Below are 25,971 nucleotides of genomic sequence, written 5' to 3' on the forward strand. Positions count from 1 at the left end.
GGGCGTTTGCGGCTAGCCTAGGTCCATGGCAGGTAAGTCCCGCAGCACCACGACGAATACTCGGGCGCGGGCGGGATCGGCGCGGGGGCGGACCACGGCGGCTCGTTCCCGTTCGGCAACACCCCGCACCACCGCGACTCCGCGCACCCGCCGCCCACCCGCCCGCAGGCCGGTGCAGCGGCGGTCGAACACCGCGCCGCTCGCCGTCGTGAGCCGGGGGATCAGCAGCGGCTGGAACATGCTGGCGCGCGGCCTCGGCGCCACCACCCGAACCCTGAGCAAGGCCGGCGAGATCGAGCACGGCCACCGCCGCGACGGCATCGCGCTGGCGTTGATCGCGCTGAGCGCGGTGATCGCGGCCGCGGTCTGGCTGTCCGCGGGCGGTCCGGTCGGGCACTGGATCGGTGAAGCCATCCGCGCGGTGGCCGGCTCGGCCTCGGCCGGGCTGCCGTTCGTGGCCACCGGGATCGCGGTCGTTCTCATGCGCACCGAGGCGCACCCGGAGATCCGGCCGCGGCTGGTGCTCGGCGGTCTGCTGGTCGGTCTGCCGTTCCTCGGCCTCTGGCACGTCATCGCCGGTGCGCCGACCGACCCGCACGGGCGTTCGCGCGCAGCGGGTTTCGTCGGCTTCGTGGTGGGCGGCCCGCTCACCGACGGGCTCACCGCCTGGCTGTCGGTGCCGATCCTGTTGCTGGCCATCGTCTTCGGCGTGCTGCTGCTGACCGGCACCACGGTGCGCGAGGTCCCCGCCCGACTGCGCGAGTACTTCGGCACCGGCAGCGGCGGTGACGAATACGGCGCGTACGAAGGCGAATACGGCGAGTACGACCCGGCGAAGTACGACGCGGACGGGTTCCCGCTGCACTCCGCGAAGGCGAAGCGCCGCGGCCGCACCCCGGTGGAGAACTACCCGCCCGACGAATTCGGCGATCCCGACGCGGTGACCGAGGTGATCGGCGAGCCGCCTTTGCGCGATGCCAAGCCGATCGCCGCCGAAGAGCCTGCGGCCAAACCGAAGCCGAAGAAGCAGCGCCCGATCAAGGTCGAAGACCAGACGCCGCCGCCCCCGAAGCAGCTCGAGTTCGTCGCCGACCGCGAGGTGGAGGGCGACTACATCCTGCCGCCGATGTCGTTGCTGACCGACGGTGATCCGCCCAAGAAGCGCAGCGCCGCCAACGAATCGATGATCGAGGCGATCACCGAGGTGCTGGTGCAGTTCAAGATCGACGCCGCCGTCACCGGTTTCGTGCGCGGCCCGACGGTCACCCGCTACGAGGTGGAGCTCGGGCCGGGCGTGAAGGTCGAGAAGATCACCGCGCTGGCCCGCAATATCGCCTACGCCGTTGCCACGGAGAATGTTCGGCTGCTCGCCCCGATCCCCGGCAAGTCGGCGGTCGGCATCGAGGTGCCCAACTCCGACCGCGAGCTGGTCCGCCTCGCCGACGTATTGAAGGCGCCCTCGACCCGAAACGACCACCATCCCTTGGTGATCGGGCTCGGCAAGAACATCGAGGGCGACTATCTGGCGGCGAACCTGGCCAAGATGCCGCACCTGTTGGTGGCCGGTTCCACCGGTTCCGGTAAGTCGAGTTTCGTGAACTCGATGCTGGTCTCGCTGCTGCACCGGGCGACGCCGGACGAGGTCAGGATGATCCTGATCGACCCCAAGATGGTGGAACTCACGCCATACGAAGGCATTCCGCACCTGATCACGCCCATCATCACCCAGCCGAAGAAGGCGGCCGCCGCGCTGGCCTGGCTGGTGGAGGAGATGGAGCAGCGCTACCAGGACATGCAGGCCAACAAGGTTCGCCACATCGACGACTTCAACAAGAAGGTGAAGTCCGGGGCGATCACCGCGCCGCTCGGCAGCGAACGGGTGTACCGGCCTTATCCGTATATCCTCGCCATCGTCGACGAGCTGGCCGACCTGATGATGACCGCGCCACGCGACGTCGAGGACGCGATCGTGCGGATCACGCAGAAGGCCCGTGCCGCGGGCATTCACCTGGTGCTCGCCACCCAGCGGCCGTCCGTCGACGTGGTCACCGGCCTGATCAAGACCAACGTCCCGTCCCGATTGGCCTTCGCCACCTCCTCGCTCACCGACTCGCGGGTCATCCTGGACCAGCCCGGCGCCGAGAAGCTGATCGGCATGGGCGACGGCCTGTTCCTGCCGATGGGCGCGAACAAGCCGACCCGGCTGCAGGGCGCGTTCATCAGCGACGAAGAGATCCACGCCGTCGTCGACTTCGCCAAGAACCAGGCCGAGCCCGAATACCAGGAGGGCGTCACCGCCGCCAAGTCGGGCGAGAAGAAGGACGTCGACCCCGACATCGGCGACGACCTCGACGTGTTCATCCAGGCCGTGGAACTGGTCGTCACCTCGCAGTTCGGCTCCACCTCGATGCTCCAGCGCAAGCTGCGCGTCGGCTTCGCCAAGGCGGGTCGCCTGATGGACCTCATGGAGACCCGCGGCGTCGTCGGCCCCAGCGAGGGTTCCAAGGCCCGCGATGTGCTCATCAAGCCCGATGAGCTGGAGGGTCTGCTGTGGACGATCCGTGGTGGTGAAGGTGAACCCGCACCGGAAGGGTCCGACTGACCGTCGAGGTCACATGGGGTCAGCGAGTCGATCAGCGCTGCCGAGTGATTCGGGTGAGCCGTCGCGGTGGGGGACGACCTCACTGTTCTGGGTAGCGGGCGCCGACCATGCGCAAAGCCAGGTCGACGTAGTAGTCACCGAGGTCCTCGGGGGTCCAGGCGCCGTCGTCGCGGTACCAGCGGGCCAGGTCGATGCCGAGGGACAGGATGGCGACCGCGGCCATGTGCGGGTTCGGGTTGTCGAAGCAGCCTTCGGCTACGCCGCGTTCGATCAGGGTGCGGACCTCGGCGTCGATGATGCGGCGGATGTCCTTGATCTCGCGCTGATGGTCGGGGCTGAGCGCGGCGAGCTCGTAATTGATGATGCGGGCGACGGTGTGGGCACGGGCGTGGTGGATCGCGAAGTCGCGCACCAGGGCGATGAGCTGCTCGCGGGGGTGCGTCGAGGAGGCGAGCGCCGCCCTGATACGGGCCAGGGTGTCCAGGTGCCCGGCGCGCGAAATCTGATACAGCAGTTCTTCTTTGGAGCGATGGTGCACGTAGATCGCCGCCGTGCTCAGGCCGGCGATCGAGGTGATGTCGCGGGTCGTCGAGCCGTGGAAGCCGCGTTCGGCGAAGGCGACCACGGCGGCGTCCAACAACCGGGCCCGCGTCTCGTCCGCGCGTGAGCGGTCCGCTGATTCGACCACGTGACAAGTCTCCCATCCATTCGGACCGTCACCCGCCGACGGCCTGGCCAGGGGCTGCGCCCTGACCCGCCACCGGGGGACAGGGCGCAGCGGGTTCAGACCGCCAGTACGAGCTTGCCGGTGTTCGCGCCGGTGAACAGCATGTTCAGGGTCTCGCCGAAGCGGGCCACACCGCCTTCGACGACATGTTCGCGGCTCTTGATCCGCCCCTCGGCCAGCCACTGCGCCAATTGCGCACCGGCTTCGGGGTAACGGTCGGCGTAGTCGAAGACCACGAACCCGGCCATGGTCGCTCGGAAAACCAGCAGCGACATGTAGCGTGACGGGCCCGCCGGCGGTTTCTGCTCGTTGTAGGCCGAGATCGCGCCGCACAGCACCACGCGCGCGCCGCGGCGCAGGTTGGCCAGTGCGGCATCGAGGATCTCGCCGCCCACATTGTCGAAGTAGATGTCGATGCCGTCCGGGGCCACTTCGCGCAGCTGGCGCAGCACATTGCCCGCGCGGTAGTCGATGGCCGCGTCGAAACCCAGCTCCTCGGTGAGCATCCGGCATTTCTCCGGCCCGCCCGCGATACCGATCACGGTGGCGCCCTTGGCTTTCGCGATCTGCCCAGCCACGCTGCCGACCGCACCCGCGGCCGCCGACACCAGCACGATATCGCCCGCGCGCAGCTTTCCGACCTCGAGCAAGCCGAAATAGGCTGTCATGCCGGGCATTCCGAGCACGCCCAGCCAGGTGGGGCCCGAGGCGGCGGTCAGGTCTACCCGCTGTACCCCGCGGCCGTTGCTGATGGCGTACTCGGTGACACCGAAGGTGCCGCTGACCGTGTCGCCGACCGCGAAGTCCGGGTGCGTCGACTCGACGACCGTGGCGATATCGAGTGAGCGCATCACCTCTCCGATACCCACCGGCGGCAGATACGAGCGAACGTCGTTGAGCCAGCCCCGCATTGCCGGATCCAGCGAGATGAAGCTCACCTTCACCAGGATCTCGCCCGGCCCGAGGTCGGGCAGTTCGGTCGTCGTCAGGTTCCAGGTATCCGCGGTGGGCAGCCCGGTCGGGCGTTCGGCCAGGCGGACCTGCTGGGTTTTCGTCATGGCGAACTCCTTCTAGAAGTGGTCGAATGCATCGGGGCGGCTCAGGATTTGCGTCCCCAGGACGGATCCCGGCGGCGCAGCTCCCGCTGCGCGATGGTGCGCTTGTGCACCTCGTCCGGGCCGTCGGCCAGCCGCAGCGTCCGCACGTGCGCGTACATGCCGGCCAGCGGGAAGTCGTCGGAGACGCCACCGCCGCCGTGCACCTGGATGGCCCGGTCGATCACCTTCAGCGCCATCTGCGGCGCCGCGACCTTGATGGCGGCGATCTCGGTGCGGGCGTTCTTGTTGCCGACCGTGTCCATCAGATACGCGGTCTTCAGGATCAGCAGCCGGGTCATCTCGATCTCGATGCGGGCCTCCGCGATCCAGTCCTGGATATTGGCCCGGTCGGCCACCGGCGCACCGAAGGTCGTGCGAGCCTGCGCTCGATCGATCATCAGATCGAGGGCCCGCTCCGCCATACCGACGGCACGCATGCAGTGATGAATGCGGCCGGGGCCGAGCCGCGCCTGGCTGATCATGAACCCGTCGCCCTCGCCGGCCAGCAACGCGGTGCGCGGCACCCGGACGTTGTCGAACACCACCTCCGCGTGGCCTTCTCGATCCTGATAGCCGAACACCGACAGCCCGCGCACCACGGTGACGCCGGACGTATCGAGCGGGACCACCATCATGCTCTGCTGGCGATGCACCGGCGCCTCGACGTCGGTCTTGCCCATGACGATGAGTACGCGGCAATTCTTGTGCAGCGCATTGGATGTCCACCACTTGCGGCCGTTGAGCACGTAGTCGTCGCCGTCGCGGTCCATCCGCAACTGGATATTGGTGGCATCCGAACTCGCGACCGCGGGCTCGGTCATGGCGAAGGCCGACCGGATCTCGCCGGCCAGCAGCGGCGCCAGCCACTCCCGCTTGTGCTCCTCGGTGCCGAACAGCGTCAGCACCTCCATGTTCCCGGTGTCGGGGGCGCTGCAGTTGGTCGCCTCCGGCGCCAGATGCGCACTCCGGCCCATGATCTCGGCCAGCGGCGCGTACTCGGAGTTGGTCAGGCCGGGACCCCACTCCGGATGCGGGTGGAAGAGGTTCCACAGACCGCGCTTCTTGGCCGCGGTCTTCAGTTCCTCCAGGATCGGCGGATGGTAGTGCGGGTCAGCGGATTCCGCCATCTGCGCGTGGAAAATCGGCTCCGCTGGATAGACCTGCTCGTCCATGAAGGCAAGCAGATCGTCCCGGTATCGGCGGGCCCGGTCCGAGAGCTCGAACATCTCTACTCCTTGCTTCGTGTCACGGCACCAGGATCGCGACGCTCTCGGCCACGCAGGCCGGCTTGCTCACGCCCTCGATCTCGACGGTCACCGAGCTCACCGCCTGATACCCGAGCTTCGCCGCGGTGAGCGAGACCAGTTCGACGCCGGCCCGCAACCGGGAGCCGACCGGAACGGGCGTCGGAAACCGAACCTTGTTGGTGCCGTAGTTGATCCCCATCGACAGGCCGTCGACACGGTAGATCTCACCGGCCAGCATCGGCAGCAGCGACAACGTGAGGTATCCGTGCGCCACCGTCGTGCCGAACGGGCCAGCGGCCGCCCGCACCGGATCGACGTGGATCCACTGGTGATCCCCGGTCGCGTCCGCGAAACGATCGATCTGCTCCTGGGTGACGGTGTGCCACCCGCTGTAACCGAGATGGGTGCCGACCGCCTTCGCCAGGTCGTCCAGGCCGTCGAATGTCCGCATCGTCTTCGCTCCTTCGGTGCTTCAGTTCTTGGGGCCGCCGGCCACGTAGATCACTTGGCCGGAGACGAATCCCGCGCCTTCGCTGGCGAGGAACGAGATGGTGTGCGCGATGTCCTCGGGCTGCCCGGCGCGGGCCACCGGAATCGTCGCCACCACCGCCTTCTTGAAATCCTCGAAGGGGACGCCCATCCGCGCCGCGGTGGCCGCGGTCATATCCGTCTCGATGAAACCCGGAGCCACGGCGTTCGCGGTGACACCGAACTTGCCCAGCTCGAACGCCAGCGTCTTGGTGAACCCCTGCAAACCGGCCTTGGCCGCAGCGTAATTGGCTTGACCGCGGTTGCCGAGCGCGGAAGTGCTGGACAGGCTGACGATCCGGCCCCACTTCTGCTCGATCATGTGCCGCTGCACCGCGCGCGACATCAGGAACGAACCCCGCAGATGCACGTTCATGACGGTGTCCCAGTCGTCGGCGGACATCTTGAACAGCAGGTTGTCGCGCAGCACGCCCGCGTTGTTGACCAGCACGGTCGGCGCGCCGAGCGCGTTGGCGACGCGTTCCACCGCCTGCTCCACCGCCGCCTCGTCGGCCACGTCCGCACCGACCGCGATGGCCCGCCCACCGGCCTGCTCGATCTCGGCTACCACTGCGCCGCAAGCGGTTTCGTCCAGATCCAGCACGGCGACCGCCATTCCGTCGGCGGCCAGTCGACGCGCGACAGCTGCGCCGATGCCGCGCGCGGCGCCGGTGACAATCGCGACCCGCTGTGCATTGCTCATGTGTTGTTCTCCTCGCCAGTGCTTGTCCGTGCGTATCGAAAGCCGGCGCCGCCGGTCGGTGTGCCGACGATGCCAGGTCATCCAGCTCGCCTCGTCGGACAGCGGGAACGCCACCGATGTCCTCGGGTACGCCAGCCGTCCGAGCGGAAACGCGGCTTACTAAGCGCTTGTTAACCTCCTGCCACCATGCGTGACATAGGCCTCGAAGGTCAAGAGGTATCCGACGACGATCGAAATGTGACTCGCAACACATATGGTCTGCTTTGGCACGCTGAACAGGAAATACCTAGGTAGGTCACCGTGGTGCGCGGGAGGACTCGAACCTCCAACCCCCTGGTTCGTAACCCACCACCGCGTTCTGCCGCATGACCTCCATGACGCACGGCAGCGACACCGTAATCGCCGGGGACCGACAGTGCCGCTACACGGCCGGCCGGCCACATGGACAAGATTCTGCAGAAGCCCGGAGTCGATATGCCCGAGGTGGAAGATTCGGGCAGTAACACCAAATAGCGACGCTGGAACGCAGGCCTTTGCGCCCGTCGATCCCCTTTCGCACTCTTGTAACTGGCTCCCGCGTGGGGGTATGCCGGCTGCTTGACCTCGGCCGTGCTTCTAGGGGTTCCGCACGGTCTGTCGGACTGAGGTGCGTCGACAGTGCCCGGACGCTCCGTGGTATCTGCGGTGTCGGAGTTTGTCAGGGGTCGAGCAGGAATTGGTCGCGAAGGTGCGGCTGCTCTGCGCGTATGTAATTTTCTTGGCTGGCTACCGTGGGTGTGCAGCGATAGATGCCTTCGTTGAATCTTTCTGCATAGTAGACGTCGACGTGGCCGTCGTAGTCGGCGAGGAACTCGTACATCTCCTCTGGGGTGCTGGGGAGTTCGTTCAGGATTTGGTCGTAGATGCGCTCGTGGTAGGCGATGGCGTGGGTGGTGACGAGACCTGGTGCGTGTCGCAGGAAAGTCGCTCCCGCGACGGGGCAGTCGGTGCGGAGGGCGTTGGGTTTGTTCAGATAAAAGCCGCCGAGGTAGAACAGGCGCCACGGTGTCTGCCTCAATTCGGCGACGCTGTGGCGCAGTACCCATGTCGCACCGTTGAGGAACACTGCGTCGTCTTCGAATACGAGAATGCTTTCCAGGCCACGCGCACGGGCCATGGCCACGGCGCTGCGGTGGGAAAGGGCACAGCCGAGTTGATAGCGGTCCGGAGTACGGATCGCGGGCAGCCGTTCGACCGTTTCCGCGATGCCCAGGGCACGGAATCGAGCCGTCATCCGTGCCCACCGGTCGGGTTGGTCATCGGCGTTGATACACACTGCGGTGCCGAACGCCGCGAAGGGGTTATTTCTGCTGGCCTGCCAGTGGGCGAGGTAGTGTTCGACCCACGCGTCATCTTGCCCTTCGGCGTAGTGCTCGAGAATGGGTTCGACCGCTGTGCCAGTGTCTTCCCAGCAGAGCAGGTAAGTGAACAGCTGCTCAGGCGTCCACTGCTGCTCCGCGGGTTCGTGCAGGGTGTCGGTCCACCGCAATGACGACAGGCAAAGCGTACGGCCCGTTTGTGCCCGGAACTTCTTATGGAGATATCCAACCGGCCCTGTTTGCATACCGAGCCGGGCATGTACGCCCGGCCAGCGATCCTTTCGGCATGCAAAAAATCCGAGATCCTGCATTCCGATCTCGATAGCATCGTGTGAGGCTGCGCCAGCCCGATCGTCATAGACCGGCACACCGAAACGACCGTGGTGCCACACCGGATCCATATGGGTGGAGTCCTGGTGCCGGGAGTCGTCGCTCCGCGGACCTTGCAGCAAGTCGCCGCAGTCCGGATGCTCGGCTACGAACTGGGTCAGGTGTTCGAGCGCTGTGGCTTCCAGACGCACTCCCGGCCTCACACACAAGACCCATTCAGCGGCGGCGTGCGCGAAAAGTGTGTTCAGCGCGGCTGTTCCGGGTTCCCATGGCAACCACCGCAGATTCACACAGGAACCCACTCGTTGTTGCGCTGTGCTGCGTACCGATTGATTCGGTAGCGAATCGACCATGATGACAACCTCGAGCCGGTCTATTCCGCGCAGGCATCCGAGAGTATCGAATACTGCTGGAACGTGCTGTTCACCGACGATGAGACCGACGGTGAAGATCGGACGAGCGAGTTCGGGCACCGGCCCTTTCGGGGTTCGAACCCAGGCACCGGATCCTCCGCTCACCGGACCCATCCACGAATTGCGAAACGCGTTCCCGCCCGGTCATCGACGGCTCCGTTCACGTGTCGCAGCTCCGGGAGTCTGGTCACCGGACGCAGCTCGAACCCGGACGAGGAGGGAAAGAACACGACAGTGTCGTGCTCGACCGGACAGTCCCGATATTCGGCGTCGAGGACCAGCTGTCCCTCCCGGACAGTCAGGTCGTACAGACGCAGTTGACCACCACCGAAACGCCGTGGCCTGGCGTGCAGCCAGTAGACGAAAGCGGCTCGCGTCGGTTCATCGTCGATTCCAGCCGTCGCGCCCGATATGGGCTCGCCTTCGTCGTCTCCGGTCACCAGCGAAAAGCTCAACCGGGGTCGTTGCGGTGGTTCGACTCCCAGCAATTCACAGGCTCTAAGCGTGAACGGTTCGACAACGGCAGCCAAGTCCCGCACGTCGGCGAGCTCCATCTCGCTGTCCTTGCCCAGGCGTTCAGTCAATCGCGCCAAGAGCTGGTCGGCTGCCGAACAACCGAGGACATCCCGGAACCGGCACATCGGCGAGGCCAACGACGCCACGGCCAGATTCGACTTCGGCCCTGCCGGGCCGGCGACCGACTCGGCAGGCAATGACGCCGATGACACAGAAACCACTGATACTCCTGCACGTTTTGCGCCGCTCGACCGGCGGCATCTCGACATGTTTCCTGCCGACTCCGACCGCTATGAGAACTCAGTTTCCCGGCGGAACCAGAAACGACAGTTCATAGTTGCCCTCGGGGTAGAAGCGCGCCGTTTTGCCTGGGGCGACCGTGGCCTTGTCTCCCGTGCAGTCGTCCGAGCCGTTGTAGTACTCGACCTTCTTTTTCGTCTCATTGACAATGGTGATCTCCTCCTCGCCGTAGCCGAAGGACTCGGCTTTGGTGCACGGCAGTGAGCCGTTCTTCAAGGTGTATGTAGTTTTTTCATTCTCTGGTGTAGTCACGGTGATCTCTCCCGGCTCGGCCTGAGCGGTACCCGGCACCAGCATCCCGGCGGCCGAGGCCACCGCAGCCGCTCCGGCCAAGGCGGCGATTCGACGATTCAGATCGGTCCGACGCATATTCCGTTCCTTTCGAATGACATTGATCAGCATGGGCAAAGTCCCGAACGACACCTACTACGGCAAACCGCGAGATCGACAGTTACCCTGCGACATGCGCATGGGTCGGCACCGGCTGGACGCGCCGAAGCCGCGATCGCCGATCTCATACAGACGGTTGTTCGGAACCGTAGCCCTTCCGGATGGGAAGAACTTCGAGGTCGGTCGACCTGCGTGCCAGGCCGTCCCAGTGTGGCAACGGTTTCGTTGGTCCGTTGGATCTGGGTCGGAGATGACAGTGCTGAACGGGCGCAAGCTCCCATTGTGGATCTGCTCAGTGGTGCGCTCGGAAGGACTCGAACCTCCAACCCCCTGGTTCGTAACCAGATGCTCTGTCCATTGAGCTACGAGCGCGTGCCCGCGGGTGCGGGCTGGTTCCCTCGGCGAGATTCGAACTCGCACCTCCCGGAATCTAGGTCCGGTGCCTCTACCGATTGGGCTACGAGGGATCGGGTTTCGTATCCGTGAGTGGAGTCGAACCACCGACCTGCACCTTCGGAGGGTGCCGCTCTTCCACTGAGCTACACGGATGTGAAACACGGGTGGCAGCAGGAGGATTCGAACGGCCCTTCGGCCGCTCGGGCATACTGCCGTGTTGTCGCTGTGTAGTTGTGTACTGAAACACGAAAAAGGGGTCACCCCTTGGCGATTGCCGCGGAGTGACCCCTTTTCACGGGTCTGTAAAAGACACGGGTCAGGGGCCGCTCCGTACGGTCAGCCGTCGATAGGCGACCGTCGATAGCACGGCGTCGGCGGGGGACTGCCAGGCACCGCTGCGCGACCACCGTCGCTGCTGGGTCCCGGTCATGTCTTCGCCTTCCTGGTCGTGTGCGTTCTCTGGTACCGACGTTAACATCCGAATTTCGGCTTGGGAACCGGTTTTCGGGTCAGAAGGTGCGGTTGGCTTCGCGGGCGATCGTGAACCCGGCGCCGGTGGTGTCGTTGGTGCAGGTCACCCCGTTCTCGGCGGAGTCGCAGGTGAACGCTCCGACGGTGAGTACCCCGCCGTACGGCAGCACCCGGCCGCCGCCGCGGCTGCCGCCGTCGATCGGCGCGCCGACGAATACACCCTGGTTCAGGCAGCGTGCGCCCGAGCGCTTGCCGACGGTCAGTGTGCTGCCCTGCGGATTCTTGCTCCAGCACTCCTTGAACTCCGCCGGCGCCGGCGTGGTGGGCCCCTGGCAGCCGACCTGAGCGTTGTCGTCCATCGGCTGATCGAGGATCGCGCAGAGGAACGATCCGCTCGGCGATTGGAAGTAGTACCCCATCTGCTGGCGATACTGGGCCGGGTCGACCGGGCCGGACGCCGGGGCGCGCGTGGCGGAGGAAGTCGGTGCGGCGGCCGTAGTGGTGGTCGGCGCGGCCGTCGAGCTCGCCACGGGCGAACTCGACACGACCGTAGCGGAGGTCGGTGTGCCCGAACCCTTGTCGTCGTTGCCACACCCGGCCAGCAACGCCAGCGCGACGGCGCATGGCACCACAGCGATACGAGCTCCTCGGATTTGCATGACGGCATTCTGTACCGCGTCGCCCGGCTTTCGAACGGGACGCGCCGTGTCGCGCTCCACCCGAAGCGATCTCATCGCCCCAGGTGGCGGCGTCGGCGATCAGGACTTGCGGGCCTGCAGCGTGAAGCTGAGCGGTAGTCGCTCCCGATGCTCGGTGAGGTGCCATTCACCGCCGGCGCCGAGGGTCATCTGTCCGGGCAGAGCATGCCACGGCACACTGCGATGTTCGGTGAGCCCGGTGAGCGAGAGTCCGGCGTTCAGCACGGCGGTCACCAGCTCGCCGATGCCGTGGTTCCACTCGTGGGTGGTCGTCTGCTGTATCTCGGCATCGGTCTCGACATAAGTGCCGCCGTCGGAGAACACCATCGGCTCCGGTGTTTCGAAGTACGGGTAGCCGACAACCAGTCGGTCCGTGTGGGTTTCGTCGATCGTCGCCAGCATCGGATGGGTATCGCGGATGAACAGCCGTCCGCCGGGCCGCAGCAGTCCGGCGACAGCTTGCGCCCAGCGACTGATGCTCGGAAGCCAGCACAGCGCACCGATTCCGGTGTACACCAGGTCGAATTGCGCACCGCCGAGCGCGGTGACCGCATCGGAGACCTCGGACTCGACGAAATCGATACGAGCCCCGGCCTTTTCGGCGAGTTCCCGAGCCTGGGCGAGGGATGCGGGGGAGAAGTCGAGTCCGGTCATGGTGGCACCGAGCCGGGCCAGCGAGAGCGTGTCGGTGCCGATGTGGCATTGCAGGTGCACCGCGCGCAACCCGCTGATGTCGCCGAGCAGTGGCCGATCGAACCGGACCACCTCGCTCAGAAAGTCCGGTTCGGCGAGGAACCGATCCACCGCGTAATCGCGCGACGCGGCGTGGACCGGTGCGCGCTCGTCCCAGTTGGCTTTGTTGAGGAGCAGGTAGTCGTCGGTCACGGTCGCCACTGTGGCATGACAGCCGCGCTGAACGCATGTGAAATTATGGTCAGCAATCACCCCGCAAGCCGACCGGAACGGACAAATCGGGCATTATGGACGCCATGACCCTCGCTACTGATCGACACGCAGCATGCAGGTAACCGCACTCGAGTGGGTGATCACCATCGTGGTGATCCTCGCCCTGTTCGTCTTCGACTTCTTCGCGCACGTGCGCACCCCGCACGAGCCCACCTTCCGGGAATCCGGCTTCTGGTCCGCCGTCTACATCGGCATTGCCCTGGCCTTCGGCGGTTTCGTCGCCTGGCAGTGGGGCTCGACCTTCGCCGGGGAGTACTACGCCGGTTTCGTCACCGAGAAGGCGCTCTCGGTGGACAACCTGTTCGTATTCCTGATCATCATGTCCACCTTCGCGGTGCCACGGATCTATCAGCAGAAGGCGCTGCTCATCGGCATCGTGATCGCGCTGGTGATGCGCGGTGTATTCATCGCCGTCGGCGCGGCCGCGATCAACGCGTTCAGCTGGGTGTTCTACCTGTTCGGCCTGTTCCTGATCTACACCGCCGCCAAGCTGATCAAGGAGAGCGGTCACGAGGTCGAGCACGAGGAGAAGCGCGACAGCCGGATCGTCGCGCTGGCCAAACGGGTACTGCCGACCACCGACAGCTACGACGGCGACAAGCTGATCACCCGCGTCGACGGACGTCGCGCGGTGACCCCGCTGTTGCTCACGCTGCTGGCGATCGGCTTCGCCGACCTGCTGTTCGCCCTGGACTCGATCCCGGCGATCTACGGTCTGACGAGCGAGCCGTACCTGGTATTCACCGCAAACGCGTTCGCGCTCATGGGTTTACGGCAGTTGTACTTCCTGATCGGTGGACTCCTCGATCGTCTGGTCTACCTGTCCTACGGTTTGTCGGCCATACTCGCGTTCATCGGCGTGAAGCTGGTGCTGCACGCGCTGCACGAGAACACCCTGCCGTTCATCAACGGCGGCGAGCACGTCAGTGTGCCGGAAATCTCCACCGGGCTCTCGCTGGGAGTCATCCTCGGCATCCTGGTCATCGCGACGGTCGCCAGCCTGGCGCGCACCCGCTCGAGTGTGGCGAAGCGCTGACGTTCAGAACACCCGGTTGCTGTCCGGGGCGATCTCGAACCCGTGCCCGTCTTCGTCGTTGCTGCAGGTGACGCTGAAAGTCTCGGCCCGGCAGGTGATTCCGTGCGCGCTCAGGGTCGCTCCGGCGGGCAGCACCGGCCCGATGCCGGGGCCCGCACCGGGCACCACCTCGGGTCCGGTGTAGAAACCCTGGTTCACGCACAGATATCCGGCGTCCTCGCCGACCGCGACCGCGGCGGCGGCTGGATCGGTGCTCCAGCATTTCTGCATGTGCGGCGGTGCGGGGCCGGTAGCGCCCTGACACCCCGCCGTGCGCCGGGGCTGACCGACCGGCTGATCGAGGATGCCGCAGGTGATGTGCCGGTCCGGCGTCTGGAAGTAGTAGCCGTCGACGGATCGGTACAGCGCCGGGTCGGCCACCCCGGGCCGGGCCAGCGGACGGGCTGAAGAAGAGGTTGCTGGGTCCGTTTTGTCCGGTACACCCAGGTACGCGTACAACAGGCCTGCGGTGGCAGCCGTCGACGCGAAAACCGCTACGTAAGTGCGCATGGCGCGAGTCTGCCGTGTGGAACAGGCGGTATGTCCGTATCACGCACGGTGTGTCGCCGCAAGTTAGCTGACTTCGTCTAACGACTTGTCCTGGTTGCCCGATTCCCCGCCCACCGCACCGGTGAGCGGGGAATCGGTAGCTGATCTACTCAAGACGCGAAAGCGCCCAGCACCGGAAGCCATTCGACGACGCGCACGTCATCGATCAGCTGCTCCCGCGCGAACGGGTCCTCGGCGAGCAGCGCGTTCAGCGCACCGGCATCCTCGGCCCGGAACAGGATCAGCGCACCGGATCCGTCCGGGTACGGCCCGCTGGTCAGCAGGTTGCCCGCCGCGAGCTGACCGGCCAGCCAGGCGCGGTGCGCGGGCCGGTGGGTGTCCCGGTCGGCGACCGTGGCCGCGGAGTAGGTGTAGTGAACGGCGAAGATCGGCACGGGTGGATCGCTTCCTGTACGTCGGATGTCAGAGCGTGAGCAGCATCCGAGTATTGCCGAGGGTGTTGGGCTTGACGTAGCTGAGGTCGAGGAACTCCGCGACACCGGTGTCGTAGGACCGGCACATCTCCGCGTACACCTCGGCAGTCACCGGCGTGCCGTCTATCTCGGCGAACCCGTGCCTGGCGAAAAAATCCACCTCGAAGGTCAGCACGAACACCCGCCGCAGCTCCAGCTCGCGCGCCACCGTGATCAGCTGCTCCACGATGAGGCGGCCCACCCCGCTGCCCTTGACGTCCGGGTGCACCGCGACCGTGCGCACCTCACCGAGGTCGGCCCACAGCACATGCAGCGCGCCACAGCCGACGACGCGGCCGTCGAGCTCGGCCACCCAGAACTCCTGCACCGCTTCGTACAGCGTGACCAGGTTCTTTTCCAGCAGTATCCGACCGGCGTAGACATCGACGAGGCGCTTGATCTCGGGCACGTCGGAGGTTCGCGCGCGTCGGACAACCAGTGCGGAATGCTGCGCGCCCAGAGGCACGCCCGGATGTGCGTCGCTGGTCGAACCACCTAGTGGTCCCCGAGAGTTCATGGGGTGCAGAGTAGTCGGGCGGGTTACCGATAGGCTGAACGTGTGCCACACATCCAGTCGTCTCGCTCACCGCAGCACGCCGGGCAGCGGGTTCGGCATGACGCGCGCCGGGTAGGCGCCGGTCATGTGCGTCGTCTGGAGTGTTTATCGTGAGCGGGCGCACCATCTCGCAGCCGCTCGCGCGCACGCCGGAGCTGAGCGTCGGCGAGGTGCGGCGATGAGTGCGCAGCCCGAGGAGATCGAGCGACGCTGGGCCGCGGCCGATCCGATCCCGTCGAGCATGGTGACTCCGCACGCGGAACCTGTGGTGCCGCTGATGAATATCGCGAACATTCTGACCATGCTGCGGATCGCGCTGGTCCCGCTGTTCGTGGTGGCGCTGTTCGTCGGCGACGGGCACGAGACCCTCTGGCGACTCGTCGCGGCCGCGCTGTTCGGCATCGCCGCGATCACCGACCGGTTCGACGGGCAATTGGCGCGCAAATACGGTCTGGTCACCGATTTCGGCAAGCTCGCCGACCCCATCGCGGACAAGGCGCTGATCGGTTCCGCGGTGATCGGGTTGTCCGTGCTCGGCGACCTGGCCTGGTGGATCACCCTGGTCATCTGCGGCCGGGAGATCGGTGTGACCCTGCTCCGTCTGGCCGTGGTGCGCCGGGGCGTGATCCCCGCAGGCCGCGGCGGCAAACTCAAGACCCTCATGCAGTCGATTGCGATCGCGGTCCTGCTGCTGCCGTTGGGCGGCTGGCTCGTCGATGCGGGCATGGTGCTCATGTATGTGGCCGTCGCGCTGACCGTGATCACCGGCCTGGACTACGTCGGGCAGGCGATGCGGGTGTGGTTCGCGGGCGGGCCGGGCCGAACGCGCGGCGCATGAGCGCGGCACCCTCGACACCGGCCGATCCGTTGGTCGGGAACGGGCAAGTCGCCGATCTGGTTCGGGCGCTGCGCACGGCTGGTCAGACCGTCGCGACCGCCGAGTCGCTCACCGCCGGGCTGTTGTCGGCGACCATCGCGGGCGTCCCCGGTGCCAGCGCGGTGCTGCGCGGTGGCATCGTGGTGTACGCCACAGATCTCAAACACAGCCTCGGCGGCGTCAGCGACGAAGTGCTGGAGACCGAAGGCCCGGTCGCCGCGAGCACCGCCGAACAACTCGCGGTGGGCGCCCGCACGCGATGCGGGGCAGACTGGGGAGTGGCACTGACCGGTGTGGCCGGCCCCGACGCACAGGACGGACATCCCGTCGGCACCGTCTTCCTCGGACTCGCCGGGCCGGGGCACACCGAGGTGATGCGGTTGAAACTCCTCGGCGACCGGTGGACGATCAGGATCGACGCGACGCACACCGCGGTGCGCGAGTTGTTGCGATGTGTCCGACGACCAGGCGTGGGTACCGTTGGGCAAGGTGAGTGATTTGGGTCGGGCGGGAACCAACCGGGCCTCGTCCGACGTTGTGCCAGAAAGAACGGCGTGCGTGGCACTTGTGAGTGTCACGCGGGTCCCCTGACAGGGAGCGAAGGAGAACGAGATGACGCTGCTGCGAGAGGCCATCGGGGACAGTCTGCGGCGTGCTCGTCTCGCCCAGAACCGGACCTTGCGTGAGGTGTCCACCTCCGCGCGCGTGAGCCTGGGCTATCTCTCCGAGGTCGAGCGGGGCCGCAAAGAAGCCTCCAGTGAGTTGCTCGCCGCGATCTGCGCCGCCCTCGATGTGCCGCTGTCCCGGGTGCTCTGGGATGTGAGCACGATCATGGCGGGTGCGGACGGCCTGCCGACCCGTACTCCGGCGGATGCCGCGGCGGCGCCGCTGCCGGTCGACGCGGAAGAGACCACCGCCGCCGAGGCCGCACCGGCCGCGGCCGCCCCCGCCGCAGCCGCCGAGCCCGCGCTGGCACCCGCGAGTGCCAGCCTGTCGGTGGCAGGTTCGGGCGTGCGCCCGCTGCCGCTGGCCATGGACACCAGAATCGTCATTCCCGCACCCAAGGCCGACATGCTGGTCCTGGTGAAGGGCGTGTGACACCCAGCGACAGGTGGCCGCCGCGGCAACGCTGCGGACCGGCGCCGAAAGCGGATAGATTCTGACTAGGCGTCGGTTGGGCCGGGTATACCCGGCCCAGCGGCCGCATGGTGGAGGATAGGCATATATCGAGTGCGTGACGGTCGCGCACCGGAGCCGCGTCGAGGGCGCGGCACGTCAGATGGAGGCGGGATCAATCGATGGCTAATCCGTTCGTCAAGGCCTGGAAATACCTGATGGCCCTCTTCGATTCGAAGATCGAGGAGCACGCGGATCCGAAGGTCCAGATTCAGCAGGCTATCGAGGAAGCCCAGCGCCAGCATCAGGCCCTCTCGCAGCAGGCCGCGTCGGTCATCGGCAACCAGCGTCAGCTAGAGATGAAACTGAACCGGCAGCTCGACGAGGTCGAGAAGCTCAACGCCAACGCACGCCAGGCGGTCACGCTGGCCGACCAGGCCAGCGCCGCGGGTGACACCGAGAAGGCGATCCAGTACACCAACGCCGCCGAGGCGTTCGCCGCTCAGCTGGTCACCGCCGAGCAGTCGGTGGAGGACCTGAAGGTGCTGCACGACCAGTCGCTGCAGGCGGCCACCCAGGCCAAGAAGGCCGTCGAGCAGAACGCGATGCTGTTGCAGCAGAAGGTCGCCGAGCGCACCAAGCTGCTCAGCCAGCTGGAGCAGGCCAAGATGCAGGAGCAGGTCTCCGCGTCGCTGCAGCAGATGGATTCGACGCTGTCGGCGCCCGGCACCACGCCGAGCCTGGACGCGGTGCGCGAAAAGATCGAGCGCCGCTACGCCAACGCCCTCGGCTCCGCCGAGCTCGCGCAGAACACGGTGCAGGGCCGCATGCTGGAAGTGCAGCAGGCCAGCATCCAGATGGCCGGGCACAGCAAGCTCGAGCAGATCCGTGCGTCGATGCGCGGCGATCAGCTGCCTGCGGGTGGCGCGGCCCAGCCTGCCGTCAATCCCGCACCGGCGCAGGCGAACCCGGCCCAGCCGCAGATGAACAAGGGCCAGGCCGCACAGCAGTAACGGTCGGACGCGCGGCGAGGACTTTGTCGGTGGTCACTGGAACACTGGCGAACACAGCACGGGCACCCGGCGGGCCGGCCGTCGGCCGCGCCGGGACCGTGCTGGTCCGATCCGCGCTACCAGTGGGAGAGATGGCATGACTCGGGACAAGGCGCTTCCGGGCCGCAAGCGCGACGCGGCGATCATCCGGGCGCAGGCCGCACTCGCACCGCAACCGGGAAGCCTGCCCGACAGTCTGCGCGAGGTCGGCGAGAATGCCCTTGTCGCGGTGCGCCGCTGGGCCGATCCGCGCGAACGTGAACTACGCCGTCGCCGCCGCGCCCGCCGCCGCAGCTTCCAACTCGGCACCGCCTCCGGTCTCACCACCGCGGGAGCCGTTGGGCTGGTGGTCATCTCCGCGCCCGCCTGGATCGTCGTCGTGCTCGGCGGCGGCGCGGTCGCGTTGGTCACCGGCACCGCACTGAGCGCCCGGCGCTACCTGCGACTGCGCAAGTCGCCCCTGCCGCAGCCCACCTTTGTCCCGCGCAAGCAGCCGCCGCTGTGGTCGCGGGCGCGCGGACCCATCGCCAAACTGGTCCGCGCCGAACGCGCTCTGCACGGACTCGGCACCCAGATCGCCCGCGGCAACCGGTTGCCCGACGACGAACTCACCGACATGCTCGAGACCGCGGCCTCCGGCTCCGCCGCCTTGCACGCGCTCGCCGCCGACGTGACCGCCATGGAACAGGCCCTCGGCGCCATGGGCCGCGCCGATTCCCCCGCCTCCGTAGCCCTCACCGGCAACCTGCAATTCGCCCTCGACCGCCTCGACACCGGCGTCACCGAGTACGAACAGGTGGTCGCCGCCGCAGGCCGCATCCTCGCAGTCCCCGAAAGCGCGGTCATGCGCCACAATTTCGACACCATCGTCGCCGACCTGCGCCACGCCGCCGACCGCTTGGACGGCTGGGCGCAGGCCCTCACCGAAGTCGCCGACCAGCAGGTCCCGATCTCCCGACCCGGGCAACTCTGAGCTGCTCTGCCGGTTACGTCCGGTGCTTGAGCCACTGGGTGGTCGACTTCGCGCAGGCCAGTAGCAGGGTGAGGACTGGGAAGACGAGTAGTCCTAGGGATATTCCGCCTGCGATCGCGGACAGGGAGTCGACGTTGTCCGCGCCCATATCGCGATACAGCACCGCGTTGCGGGCGCGGATGGCGAAGAACGACAGCACGCCGAGGACGATCACGGTCAGGCAGCCGAGGGCGATCAGCACGCGTCCGGCGAAACGGCGGCGCAGCAGGAACACCGCTCCTACCCCGAGCAGAACGGCGGCGATCACTTGGGCGAGGCCGGAGCCGACGAGGTATTCGCTGTACCAGCCGGTGTAGCTCAGGGTTGTCGGTCCGCCGCTGTCGGCGTCGAGCGCGGCCACGGAGATCAGATTGCTGGATCCGCCGATCAGGTGCGGGACGGTGCCGAGCAGCGCGAACACCGCTGCGGTCTTGGCGGTCCCGTTCAGCGGCGTCGCCGTATACTTCGGTGCGGGGTACGGGGGACCGAGGTACTGGGCTGAAAGGTATGCGGGTGTGGCGTTGCGCGCAGGTCGACGCGGCGGCACCGCATGTCGCGGCGCCGGGTATGGCGGGCCGAGGTACTGGGTCGCCAGGTAGGAGCGGGGGCCGGCCTGCGGTGGCAGGACCGCACGCCGCACGCCCGGGTACTCCGGCGGGCGAGCGAGCGGCGACGGATCGATCATCCCGTCATCGTCGCCGCTGGACGGCCGTCCGGGTATCCACCGAATAGCTGACAGCGCTGCGCATCCCGCAACCCTCGGACGGTCGCGGGATGCTTACCTGGGAGGTAGGCACCCGTTTCCTGCGCTGCAGCGAATATCCGCCGCGGTTCTCACCGCGCGCCGGATTCCCGCCGTCGGCGAATGGTGCGCTACCAGCTCGGATTCAGCGCAGTTGGTCTCGGCGACGCAATTCTTCGGCCCTGGCGCGCAGCGCGGCGTTCACCAGTTCGCGACCCTCGGCCACCAGGTCGAGCACCTCCCAGGAGGCTTTGCGGGCGGCACCGCCGACGATGCCGGCGATCGCGCCACCGTGGCGGCGGGCGGCGGCCGCGAGTTCTTGGGCGAGTTCGTTTTCCATCAGGCACCGACCGTCACGTGAGATCGAGTGAATAAGTGTGTGCCGAACAACATGTGTACATAGGTCGACCATCCCTTCCTGACTGCCGCTATCCGGAACGCTCCGCGCAAGATCAGAGTACAACCGTACACTGACCGAGGTCACGGCCGGGAGCGCGCAAAATCGACGCCTCGGCGAAGCGTAAACCGTGCTCGGTCCGGCTGGTACCCGAGAGATCGCGCACCACGAGGTCGGCCGGGGTATCCAGCGCCCGCTCGCCGACGCCGACGACGCAATGCGGTCCGGCCGCGATTGCGGCCGCCACACCGGTGACACTGTCCTCGAAGATGACGCAGCGCTCGATCGGCCGGCCGAGCTGCTGCGCGGCCAGCAAGTATCCGTCAGGGGCCGGCTTGCCCGCCTGCACATCCGCCGCGGTGATAACGATGGACGGCAGGGGTAGCCCGGCGGCGCTCACCCTCGCCCGGAGGAGAGCCGCGGACGCCGATGTGACGATCGCCCAGTCCGCGGGCATCGCTGCCAGCAGTTCGCGCGCCCCTGGCAGTGCCTCGGTATCGGTGGCCTCGGCGATCTCGATGTCCTCGATCCGGGCCAGCCCGGCCACTCGCGCGTCCTCGGGCAGGAAGAGGCGCACGGTCTCCATCGACCGGCGACCGTGAATGCCGGGCAGCACCACCGCGGGATCGAGACCGTACTCGCGCGCCCAGCGCGCCCACGCGCGCTCGCCGCTGTCGACCGAGTCGACGAGCACGCCGTCGCAATCGAAAAGCACTGCGGTACAAGCCACATCAATGGGCAAGGGGTTGCTCCTGTTCGATCGTCATCGTTTCCAGCACCCGATAGCCTGGCGAGCCGCGCACCCAGGTGCGCAGTGCCACCAGTCCGACGGCCGCGACGAGCACGGGCCCGGCCACCGGGATCAAGCGTTGCGCGGAACTAGCAGCCGCATATCCGGCCCCTACTTCCGCCGCTGCCCACACTACGGCCGCACCCGCGCTGTACGGCGCGATGCGGCGGTACCGCAACCCCGCCGCACCCGCCAGGTGTGGCGTCAACGTGCGGATCACCGGCAGGAATCGACCGAGCGCGACCGCCTGGCTACCGCGCCGAGCCATCACCTGTTCGGTCCGCCGCCACGCCGCCTCCGGTATGCGCCGCTCGAGCCGATTCGTCCGCAGTCGATCACCGAGCAGCCGTCCGGTGCGATGTCCCAGCGCGTCGCCTGCCACGACGGAGAGGGCGGCTACGCAGAGCAGCACCACCGGGTCGAGCTGTCCGGCGCCCGCCAGCGCCCCGGCGGTCACCATGAGTGTGAGAGTCGGTATGAAAGCGCCTATCAAGAGCACTGATTCGGCGAGCACGGCTGCCGCCACGATGCCGTAGGCGGCCACGGCGGGGATTTGGTGCAACAGATCCGCGAGCTCAGTCATGTTGTGTGCCTCGTTATTTCGCTACAGCTGAGGGCGACCGATGCGCGGGATGCCCCTGCTGCGGGAGCCCGGAAGCGCCAGACGTCGGCGGGCGGCAGATTGCCCCAAACATGCACGCGCTCATCGCCGTATCGGTCGCGGTAGCGGTGCAGCACGTCATCGACGAGACGGTGCCGTGCCGCCTCGGTGCGCGAGGACACCATCGATCGAGCTACGCGGGTGCCGCGATAGGTGAAGAAGGTCAGCGTCGCACCGGGGTGCAAGAGCTCGAAGTATCGGTTCATGATCCGTTCGACCTCGGTGGGTGTGAAGTTGGTGAACGGCAGTCCGGAGACGATCACGTCGTATCGGCCGCCGGTGTCGAGCTGTTCGATGAAACTTTCGTGGACGTGCACGCGCCGGGCAGGATGTCGAGTCGGGCATCGTGGGCGACCCGGAACAGGCCCCGCTCGCCCACCGCCTCGCCGTGTACCGCATCGTGCGGGAAGCGCTCAGCAACGCCCGCAAGCACGCGGGCGATGCGTCGGTCGTCATCCGGGTGGGGTACACCGACCTGGCGACTACCGTCGAGATAACCAATGCCGCTGGTGCGCAAGAGCATTCAGCCATCTCGTCCGGCTTCGGGCTGGTCGGTCTGCGGGAACGCGTCGCCGCCCTCGGCGGGCACTTCGAGGCGGGCCCGGCGGGTGCGGGCGTCTGGCGCGTCCTGGCTGCCCTGCCCCGTCCCACACAGAACGGAACCGCCTCGTGATCCGAGCCATGATCGTCGACGACGACGCCCTTGTCCGCCTCGGTCTGTCCGACCTGCTCGGTGCGGATCCCGGAATCGAGGTGGTCGCGCAGGCCGCCGAGGGGCTCCGGGCGATCGAGCAGGCGACCGCGCACCGCATCGATGTTGTCCTGATGGACGTGCGCATGCCCAGGATGGACGGCATCACCGCGATCACCCGGCTGCGCGCCCTGCCGCATCCGCCGAAGATCATCACACTGACCACCTTCGACCTCGACGAATACGTCTACAACGCACTCGCCGCGGGCGCCGACGGGTTTCTGCTGAAGGACACCGACCCGGCCGAGATCCTGCGCGCGGTCCATCTGGTCGCGGCGGGTTCGGCGATGCTGCACCCCGCCGCCGCCCGTCGGCTCATCGACCGCTACCACCACACCGCCCGCCCACGCGCCGCCGCGGCCCAGCAGCGCCTCGACCGGCTGACCCCGCGCGAGCGCGAGGTGCTCGCCCTGCTCGCCGAAGGCGCGACCAACGCCGACATCGCCGCCGCCCTCGGCATGCGCGAGAGCACGGTGAAGGCACACGTCAGCCGGATTCTCACCGCCCTCGAAGTCACCAACCGGGTCCAGGCCGCACTGTTCGCCCGTGACACAACCCCCGGTTGCGGCCCGATTTCACCGGCGAGGTGTTTGGTGTGGAGGGTGCCGGGTAGTTGCCTTTATGTAGCTGATCGGCCGGATTCCATCTCGGGAATCGGGAACATTCACTACAAGGGCAGGAGCAGACTGATGCTTGATATTGCCTACCGAAAATCCGCGATCGACCAGGACACGCAACGGCTGGATGTCAGCAGATATCTGGCCTGGGGCAACGTCGATGATCCGGTCCGACGCTCGCGGCAAGCGCAGCGAATCGCCGAGGATCTCGACCAGTCCGATCACAAGGCAAGTGCCTGAATCACTTCCATCAAAAGTAACGCGGAGGAATCACATCATGACCGGAATGCTGGAAGAACTCATCGGAAGCGCTGTGTACGACCCGGAAGGCGACAAGATCGGCAAGGTCAAGCGGATCTACGTCGACAACACCTCCGGCGCACCGACCTGGGTCTCGGTGACCACCGGGATGTTCAGCGGCGACTCGCTGGTCCCGCTGGCGGGCGCCCAGCTGCGGCACAACCCGGAAGCACTGCAGGTGCGCGTCGAGAAGGAGGAGGTGAAGACCGCGCCGCATCTCGAGCACGACGGTCTGATCAGCCCCGAAGCCGAGCGCGAGCTGTTCGACCACTACCACATCGACCCGAACCGGGCCGGCATGGATCTGGGCGGCAAGCAGCAGATGCGCGGCGGTCGCCGCCCCGATGACAAGGGGATGGTGCGCTCCGAGGAGCGCCTGGCGGTCAACAAGCAGAACGAGGAGGTCGGCCACGCACGTCTGCACAAGTACGTGGTGACCGAGGAGCAGTCCGTCACCGTGCCGACCACCCACGAAGAGGTCCGGATCGAGCGCGAGCCGATCACCGACCGGTCGCAGATGGGCCGCGCCGACATCGGCGAGCAGGAGGCCGAGGTCACGCTGCACGAGGAGCGCGTGACGGTGCAGAAGGAAGCCGTGCCGGTCGAGCGGGTCCGCCTCGCCGTCGACGAGGTGCAGGACGAGCAGACCGTCTCCGACACGGTGCGCAAGGAGCGGATCGAGACCGAGGGTGTGGAGAACGATCGCCGCAACCCGGGTCGTAGGTGAGCATCGGTTCACCGATAGATATCACTGGGTGAGGATCGGGGCGAACCTGATCCTCACCCAGATATCTGTCTGTCGGCTGGTCAGCAACCCGGCTTCAGGCGACGGAATCGATGTGCGGCCGTCGTGACGTCGCGGTATCGGATAATCCGCTGGGTCGAATATGTTGGTGCGCTTGATCTTTCGGCGAATCGACGCGGCTGCAGCGTAGGATCGTGCCGGAGAATGCGAACCTCGAGCTCGACGGTTTCCGGCGCGAGAGCGGCGCCGAACTGCTCGGCGAGGTTCAGCCGTAGACGGCGCAGGCGATCGAGCGCGTCGACCTGCCTGCCCGCACGGTAGAGCGCTAGCGCGTGCAACCGGGCCAGCGGCTCGTGCAGCGGATGCTCGCCCGCCAAAATGCCCATCTCCCTGAGGTATTCGAGCCCGGAGCCAAGCCGCAGCGCGGCATCCAGCCCGGCAACGGTCAATTCCAGTCGCCACTGCGCCAACCTTTCCGCCTCCGCCGCGGCGTACGGCGCCCACAGCAGATCGGCCAGGGCAGGCCCGCGCCACAGCCGCAGTGCCGCGTCGGCGGCCGCACCGACCTCGGCGTACCGCCCCGCCCGCCGCGCGACATGCAGCCGATCCGCTATGGCTTCGGCGGCCAGCAGATCACCGGCGACCATCGTCGTGCGATAACCCGCCGGGGTGCGCAATACCGTCGCGCCGTGCTCGCCCAGCGCAGTCCGCAACCGCGACACGACAACCCGTAGTCGCTCGACCGGTCGCGAGATCTCCCCGTCGCCCCACAGGTCGGCGGCGAGTCGCCGATCGGGCACCGCAATCCCACCCGCGAGCGCGAGCCGAACCAGCACCGCCCGCTCCAGCGGCCGGTCCACCCCGATCGTCCGCGACTCGTCGGTGACCAACACCGGCCCCAGCACGCGGACCTGGGCGTGTCCCGCGTCAGGCAGCGGCGCGGCACCGGTGATGTCCTGTGCCGCAGTCATTCTCGCGCTCCTCGCCGATGCGCGAGCGCCGGGCCCAGGACTGTGACCCCGTACCGCGCGAACTCCGCTTCGACCGCCGCGCCCGGTGGACGGCGAAAGCCGTTGGGCGGCAACGCGAGTTCGGTGGCCGCGGTGCCGAACGCGCGATGCGCCTTTTCGACACCGGCGGGTGTGTAGTGGTGCAGCACCCGCGCCGTGGCGGTGTGCACCGCGAAACCATGCGGGATGCCGCGTGGCAACCACACCGAGGTGCCGGGGCCGGCGTGGATGCGGGCCAGTCCGCGGTGCACGGTGAGTTCGCCTTCCAGCACGAAGCACAGTTCGTCTTCGCGCGAATGCAGATGGACCGGCGGCTCATCACCTTTCGCCACCACGACCTCCGCAAGCGACAGCACCCCGCCCGTGGTCTCGGCCAGTTGATGCCAGATCACCAGGCACCCGAACGCCCACTCCGCGATCGGCTGGTGTTGCCCGAGCTCGTGACGGTGTTGTTCCGGCAAGGTACGGCTCCTCGATGGGTGACTCGTTCCATACTCGATCCGCCG

General features: G+C 67.1%; 30 protein-coding genes and 3 tRNA genes. 10 read left to right on the forward strand and 23 right to left on the reverse strand.

Features of this window, described 5'->3' with window-relative positions:
• The first annotated feature begins 25 nt into the window (after window positions 1-25).
• Complete coding sequence (locus tag ACIHA7_RS18995) at window positions 26-2,602, forward strand: DNA translocase FtsK (RefSeq protein ID WP_397291108.1); 2,577 nt, start codon at window positions 26-28, stop codon at window positions 2,600-2,602.
• A gap of 79 nt (window positions 2,603-2,681) precedes the next feature.
• Here the strand turns inward: ACIHA7_RS18995 and ACIHA7_RS19000 are convergent, their stop codons facing one another.
• The 13 genes from ACIHA7_RS19000 to ACIHA7_RS19060 all read right to left on the reverse strand — a co-directional run bounded on the left by ACIHA7_RS19000 (window position 2,682) and on the right by ACIHA7_RS19060 (window position 12,661).
• Window positions 2,682-3,290 (reverse strand): TetR family transcriptional regulator, encoded by a 609-nt coding sequence (locus ACIHA7_RS19000; protein ID WP_397291110.1) that lies wholly within the window; start codon window positions 3,288-3,290, stop codon window positions 2,682-2,684.
• Window positions 3,291-3,385: 95 nt separating this feature from the next.
• Entirely contained in the window at window positions 3,386-4,387 is a 1,002-nt protein-coding gene (locus ACIHA7_RS19005; RefSeq protein WP_397291112.1) for an NADP-dependent oxidoreductase, read from the reverse strand.
• Between the two features lie 41 nt (window positions 4,388-4,428).
• Entirely contained in the window at window positions 4,429-5,652 is a 1,224-nt protein-coding gene (locus tag ACIHA7_RS19010) for an acyl-CoA dehydrogenase family protein (RefSeq protein ID WP_397291115.1), read from the reverse strand.
• Window positions 5,653-5,671: 19 nt separating this feature from the next.
• Window positions 5,672-6,124: a MaoC family dehydratase gene (locus tag ACIHA7_RS19015; RefSeq protein ID WP_397291117.1), complete on the reverse strand. Its 453-nt coding sequence runs from the start codon at window positions 6,122-6,124 to the stop codon at window positions 5,672-5,674.
• Between the two features lie 21 nt (window positions 6,125-6,145).
• Window positions 6,146-6,904 carry a 3-oxoacyl-ACP reductase FabG gene (gene fabG, locus ACIHA7_RS19020; RefSeq protein WP_397291120.1) on the reverse strand — a complete coding sequence of 253 codons (759 nt, stop codon included), beginning with the start codon at window positions 6,902-6,904 and terminating at the stop codon, window positions 6,146-6,148.
• Window positions 6,905-7,601: 697 nt separating this feature from the next.
• Window positions 7,602-9,110, reverse strand: coding sequence for a hypothetical protein (locus ACIHA7_RS19025; protein WP_397291122.1), 1,509 nt, complete (start codon window positions 9,108-9,110; stop codon window positions 7,602-7,604).
• On the reverse strand, window positions 9,107-9,742 hold the full coding sequence (locus tag ACIHA7_RS19030) for a 2OG-Fe(II) oxygenase (protein WP_397291124.1): 636 nt from the start codon (window positions 9,740-9,742) through the stop codon (window positions 9,107-9,109). Before ACIHA7_RS19030 ends, ACIHA7_RS19025 begins: the two co-directional genes overlap by 4 nt.
• Window positions 9,743-9,821: 79 nt before the next feature.
• Entirely contained in the window at window positions 9,822-10,223 is a 402-nt protein-coding gene (locus tag ACIHA7_RS19035; RefSeq protein WP_397291127.1) for a hypothetical protein, read from the reverse strand.
• Window positions 10,224-10,507: 284 nt separating this feature from the next.
• A tRNA-Arg gene (locus ACIHA7_RS19040) sits at window positions 10,508-10,583 on the reverse strand.
• An 18-nt stretch (window positions 10,584-10,601) separates the two neighbouring features.
• Window positions 10,602-10,678, reverse strand: a tRNA-Leu gene (locus ACIHA7_RS19045).
• A gap of 10 nt (window positions 10,679-10,688) precedes the next feature.
• Window positions 10,689-10,760, reverse strand: a tRNA-Arg gene (locus ACIHA7_RS19050).
• Between the two features lie 356 nt (window positions 10,761-11,116).
• The gene (locus ACIHA7_RS19055; protein ID WP_397291130.1) at window positions 11,117-11,737 is read right to left on the reverse strand and encodes a hypothetical protein; all 621 of its coding nucleotides are present in this window, start codon (window positions 11,735-11,737) and stop codon (window positions 11,117-11,119) included.
• 99 nt (window positions 11,738-11,836) lie between these two features.
• On the reverse strand, window positions 11,837-12,661 hold the full coding sequence (locus ACIHA7_RS19060; protein WP_397291132.1) for a class I SAM-dependent methyltransferase: 825 nt from the start codon (window positions 12,659-12,661) through the stop codon (window positions 11,837-11,839).
• Window positions 12,662-12,794: 133 nt separating this feature from the next.
• Between ACIHA7_RS19060 and ACIHA7_RS19065 the strand changes: the two genes are divergently transcribed.
• Complete coding sequence (locus ACIHA7_RS19065) at window positions 12,795-13,778, forward strand: TerC family protein (RefSeq protein WP_397291135.1); 984 nt, start codon at window positions 12,795-12,797, stop codon at window positions 13,776-13,778.
• A gap of 3 nt (window positions 13,779-13,781) precedes the next feature.
• Here ACIHA7_RS19065 and ACIHA7_RS19070 read toward each other — a convergent pair whose 3' ends face one another.
• The 3 genes from ACIHA7_RS19070 to ACIHA7_RS19080 form a co-directional block, all read right to left on the reverse strand.
• Entirely contained in the window at window positions 13,782-14,327 is a 546-nt protein-coding gene (locus ACIHA7_RS19070; RefSeq protein WP_397291138.1) for a hypothetical protein, read from the reverse strand.
• A gap of 149 nt (window positions 14,328-14,476) precedes the next feature.
• Window positions 14,477-14,761, reverse strand: coding sequence for a YciI family protein (locus ACIHA7_RS19075; RefSeq protein WP_397291140.1), 285 nt, complete (start codon window positions 14,759-14,761; stop codon window positions 14,477-14,479).
• 28 nt (window positions 14,762-14,789) lie between these two features.
• Window positions 14,790-15,356, reverse strand: coding sequence for an amino-acid N-acetyltransferase (locus ACIHA7_RS19080; RefSeq protein WP_397291142.1), 567 nt, complete (start codon window positions 15,354-15,356; stop codon window positions 14,790-14,792).
• 217 nt (window positions 15,357-15,573) lie between these two features.
• Here ACIHA7_RS19080 and pgsA point away from each other — a divergent pair, with 217 nt between their 5' ends.
• The 5 genes from pgsA to ACIHA7_RS19105 all read left to right on the forward strand — a co-directional run bounded on the left by pgsA (window position 15,574) and on the right by ACIHA7_RS19105 (window position 19,413).
• Window positions 15,574-16,233, forward strand: a complete 660-nt coding sequence (gene pgsA / locus ACIHA7_RS19085) for a CDP-diacylglycerol--glycerol-3-phosphate 3-phosphatidyltransferase (RefSeq protein WP_397291144.1) — start codon at window positions 15,574-15,576, stop codon at window positions 16,231-16,233.
• On the forward strand, window positions 16,230-16,769 hold the full coding sequence (locus tag ACIHA7_RS19090; protein WP_397291147.1) for a CinA family protein: 540 nt from the start codon (window positions 16,230-16,232) through the stop codon (window positions 16,767-16,769). The genes pgsA and ACIHA7_RS19090 overlap by 4 nt, the downstream gene beginning before the upstream one ends.
• A 115-nt stretch (window positions 16,770-16,884) precedes the next feature.
• Window positions 16,885-17,370: a helix-turn-helix domain-containing protein gene (locus ACIHA7_RS19095; protein ID WP_397291149.1), complete on the forward strand. Its 486-nt coding sequence runs from the start codon at window positions 16,885-16,887 to the stop codon at window positions 17,368-17,370.
• A 200-nt stretch (window positions 17,371-17,570) separates the two neighbouring features.
• On the forward strand, window positions 17,571-18,401 hold the full coding sequence (gene pspA / locus ACIHA7_RS19100; RefSeq protein WP_107658210.1) for a phage shock protein PspA: 831 nt from the start codon (window positions 17,571-17,573) through the stop codon (window positions 18,399-18,401).
• A gap of 136 nt (window positions 18,402-18,537) precedes the next feature.
• Window positions 18,538-19,413 (forward strand): hypothetical protein, encoded by an 876-nt coding sequence (locus ACIHA7_RS19105; protein ID WP_135232294.1) that lies wholly within the window; start codon window positions 18,538-18,540, stop codon window positions 19,411-19,413.
• Between the two features lie 13 nt (window positions 19,414-19,426).
• Here ACIHA7_RS19105 and ACIHA7_RS19110 read toward each other — a convergent pair whose 3' ends face one another.
• From ACIHA7_RS19110 to ACIHA7_RS19130, 5 genes are all read right to left on the reverse strand, one after another.
• Window positions 19,427-20,137: a hypothetical protein gene (locus tag ACIHA7_RS19110; RefSeq protein WP_397291153.1), complete on the reverse strand. Its 711-nt coding sequence runs from the start codon at window positions 20,135-20,137 to the stop codon at window positions 19,427-19,429.
• A gap of 202 nt (window positions 20,138-20,339) precedes the next feature.
• Entirely contained in the window at window positions 20,340-20,534 is a 195-nt protein-coding gene (locus ACIHA7_RS19115; protein ID WP_107658206.1) for a hypothetical protein, read from the reverse strand.
• Window positions 20,535-20,646: 112 nt separating this feature from the next.
• Window positions 20,647-21,333: an HAD-IA family hydrolase gene (locus tag ACIHA7_RS19120; protein WP_397291156.1), complete on the reverse strand. Its 687-nt coding sequence runs from the start codon at window positions 21,331-21,333 to the stop codon at window positions 20,647-20,649.
• Window positions 21,323-21,964 carry a DedA family protein gene (locus ACIHA7_RS19125; RefSeq protein ID WP_397291158.1) on the reverse strand — a complete coding sequence of 214 codons (642 nt, stop codon included), beginning with the start codon at window positions 21,962-21,964 and terminating at the stop codon, window positions 21,323-21,325. Before ACIHA7_RS19125 ends, ACIHA7_RS19120 begins: the two co-directional genes overlap by 11 nt.
• On the reverse strand, window positions 21,961-22,359 hold the full coding sequence (locus tag ACIHA7_RS19130) for a hypothetical protein (RefSeq protein ID WP_397291161.1): 399 nt from the start codon (window positions 22,357-22,359) through the stop codon (window positions 21,961-21,963). The genes ACIHA7_RS19125 and ACIHA7_RS19130 overlap by 4 nt, the downstream gene beginning before the upstream one ends.
• Window positions 22,360-22,388: 29 nt before the next feature.
• Between ACIHA7_RS19130 and ACIHA7_RS19135 the strand changes: the two genes are divergently transcribed.
• The 3 genes from ACIHA7_RS19135 to ACIHA7_RS19145 are packed head-to-tail and all read left to right on the forward strand — an operon-like array spanning window position 22,389 to window position 24,437.
• The gene (locus ACIHA7_RS19135) at window positions 22,389-22,715 is read left to right on the forward strand and encodes a sensor histidine kinase (protein ID WP_397291163.1); all 327 of its coding nucleotides are present in this window, start codon (window positions 22,389-22,391) and stop codon (window positions 22,713-22,715) included.
• Window positions 22,712-23,650: a response regulator gene (locus ACIHA7_RS19140; RefSeq protein ID WP_397291166.1), complete on the forward strand. Its 939-nt coding sequence runs from the start codon at window positions 22,712-22,714 to the stop codon at window positions 23,648-23,650. Before ACIHA7_RS19135 ends, ACIHA7_RS19140 begins: the two co-directional genes overlap by 4 nt.
• A gap of 37 nt (window positions 23,651-23,687) precedes the next feature.
• A complete protein-coding gene (locus ACIHA7_RS19145) occupies window positions 23,688-24,437 on the forward strand; it encodes a PRC and DUF2382 domain-containing protein (RefSeq protein ID WP_397291168.1) in 750 nt (249 codons plus the stop codon).
• An 80-nt stretch (window positions 24,438-24,517) separates the two neighbouring features.
• Here the strand turns inward: ACIHA7_RS19145 and ACIHA7_RS19150 are convergent, their stop codons facing one another.
• Entirely contained in the window at window positions 24,518-25,426 is a 909-nt protein-coding gene (locus ACIHA7_RS19150; RefSeq protein WP_397291170.1) for a BTAD domain-containing putative transcriptional regulator, read from the reverse strand.
• Window positions 25,423-25,926: a cupin domain-containing protein gene (locus ACIHA7_RS19155; protein ID WP_397291173.1), complete on the reverse strand. Its 504-nt coding sequence runs from the start codon at window positions 25,924-25,926 to the stop codon at window positions 25,423-25,425. Before ACIHA7_RS19155 ends, ACIHA7_RS19150 begins: the two co-directional genes overlap by 4 nt.
• Window positions 25,927-25,971 lie beyond the last annotated feature (45 nt).

Source organism: Nocardia sp. NPDC052316, assembly GCF_044547795.1.
Taxonomy (GTDB): domain Bacteria; phylum Actinomycetota; class Actinomycetes; order Mycobacteriales; family Mycobacteriaceae; genus Nocardia.

What these genes read in the sequence shown, in the direction of transcription:
- ACIHA7_RS19105 (WP_135232294.1), top strand. Translation starts at nt 18,538, where the DNA reads ATGACTCGGGACAAGGCGCTTCCGGGCCGCAAGCGCGACGCGGCGATC.
- pspA (WP_107658210.1), top strand. Translation starts at nt 17,571, where the DNA reads ATGGCTAATCCGTTCGTCAAGGCCTGGAAATACCTGATGGCCCTCTTC.
- pgsA (WP_397291144.1), top strand. Translation starts at nt 15,574, where the DNA reads ATGAGTGCGCAGCCCGAGGAGATCGAGCGACGCTGGGCCGCGGCCGAT.
- ACIHA7_RS19110 (WP_397291153.1), bottom strand. Translation starts at nt 20,137, where the DNA reads ATGATCGATCCGTCGCCGCTCGCTCGCCCGCCGGAGTACCCGGGCGTG.
- ACIHA7_RS19070 (WP_397291138.1), bottom strand. Translation starts at nt 14,327, where the DNA reads ATGCGCACTTACGTAGCGGTTTTCGCGTCGACGGCTGCCACCGCAGGC.
- ACIHA7_RS19005 (WP_397291112.1), bottom strand. Translation starts at nt 4,387, where the DNA reads ATGACGAAAACCCAGCAGGTCCGCCTGGCCGAACGCCCGACCGGGCTG.
- ACIHA7_RS19065 (WP_397291135.1), top strand. Translation starts at nt 12,795, where the DNA reads ATGCAGGTAACCGCACTCGAGTGGGTGATCACCATCGTGGTGATCCTC.
- ACIHA7_RS19010 (WP_397291115.1), bottom strand. Translation starts at nt 5,652, where the DNA reads ATGTTCGAGCTCTCGGACCGGGCCCGCCGATACCGGGACGATCTGCTT.
- ACIHA7_RS19095 (WP_397291149.1), top strand. Translation starts at nt 16,885, where the DNA reads ATGACGCTGCTGCGAGAGGCCATCGGGGACAGTCTGCGGCGTGCTCGT.
- ACIHA7_RS18995 (WP_397291108.1), top strand. Translation starts at nt 26, where the DNA reads ATGGCAGGTAAGTCCCGCAGCACCACGACGAATACTCGGGCGCGGGCG.
- ACIHA7_RS19090 (WP_397291147.1), top strand. Translation starts at nt 16,230, where the DNA reads ATGAGCGCGGCACCCTCGACACCGGCCGATCCGTTGGTCGGGAACGGG.
- ACIHA7_RS19145 (WP_397291168.1), top strand. Translation starts at nt 23,688, where the DNA reads ATGACCGGAATGCTGGAAGAACTCATCGGAAGCGCTGTGTACGACCCG.
- ACIHA7_RS19125 (WP_397291158.1), bottom strand. Translation starts at nt 21,964, where the DNA reads ATGACTGAGCTCGCGGATCTGTTGCACCAAATCCCCGCCGTGGCCGCC.
- ACIHA7_RS19080 (WP_397291142.1), bottom strand. Translation starts at nt 15,356, where the DNA reads ATGAACTCTCGGGGACCACTAGGTGGTTCGACCAGCGACGCACATCCG.
- ACIHA7_RS19115 (WP_107658206.1), bottom strand. Translation starts at nt 20,534, where the DNA reads ATGGAAAACGAACTCGCCCAAGAACTCGCGGCCGCCGCCCGCCGCCAC.
- ACIHA7_RS19035 (WP_397291127.1), bottom strand. Translation starts at nt 10,223, where the DNA reads ATGCTGATCAATGTCATTCGAAAGGAACGGAATATGCGTCGGACCGAT.
- ACIHA7_RS19055 (WP_397291130.1), bottom strand. Translation starts at nt 11,737, where the DNA reads ATGCAAATCCGAGGAGCTCGTATCGCTGTGGTGCCATGCGCCGTCGCG.
- ACIHA7_RS19015 (WP_397291117.1), bottom strand. Translation starts at nt 6,124, where the DNA reads ATGCGGACATTCGACGGCCTGGACGACCTGGCGAAGGCGGTCGGCACC.
- ACIHA7_RS19150 (WP_397291170.1), bottom strand. Translation starts at nt 25,426, where the DNA reads ATGACTGCGGCACAGGACATCACCGGTGCCGCGCCGCTGCCTGACGCG.
- fabG (WP_397291120.1), bottom strand. Translation starts at nt 6,904, where the DNA reads ATGAGCAATGCACAGCGGGTCGCGATTGTCACCGGCGCCGCGCGCGGC.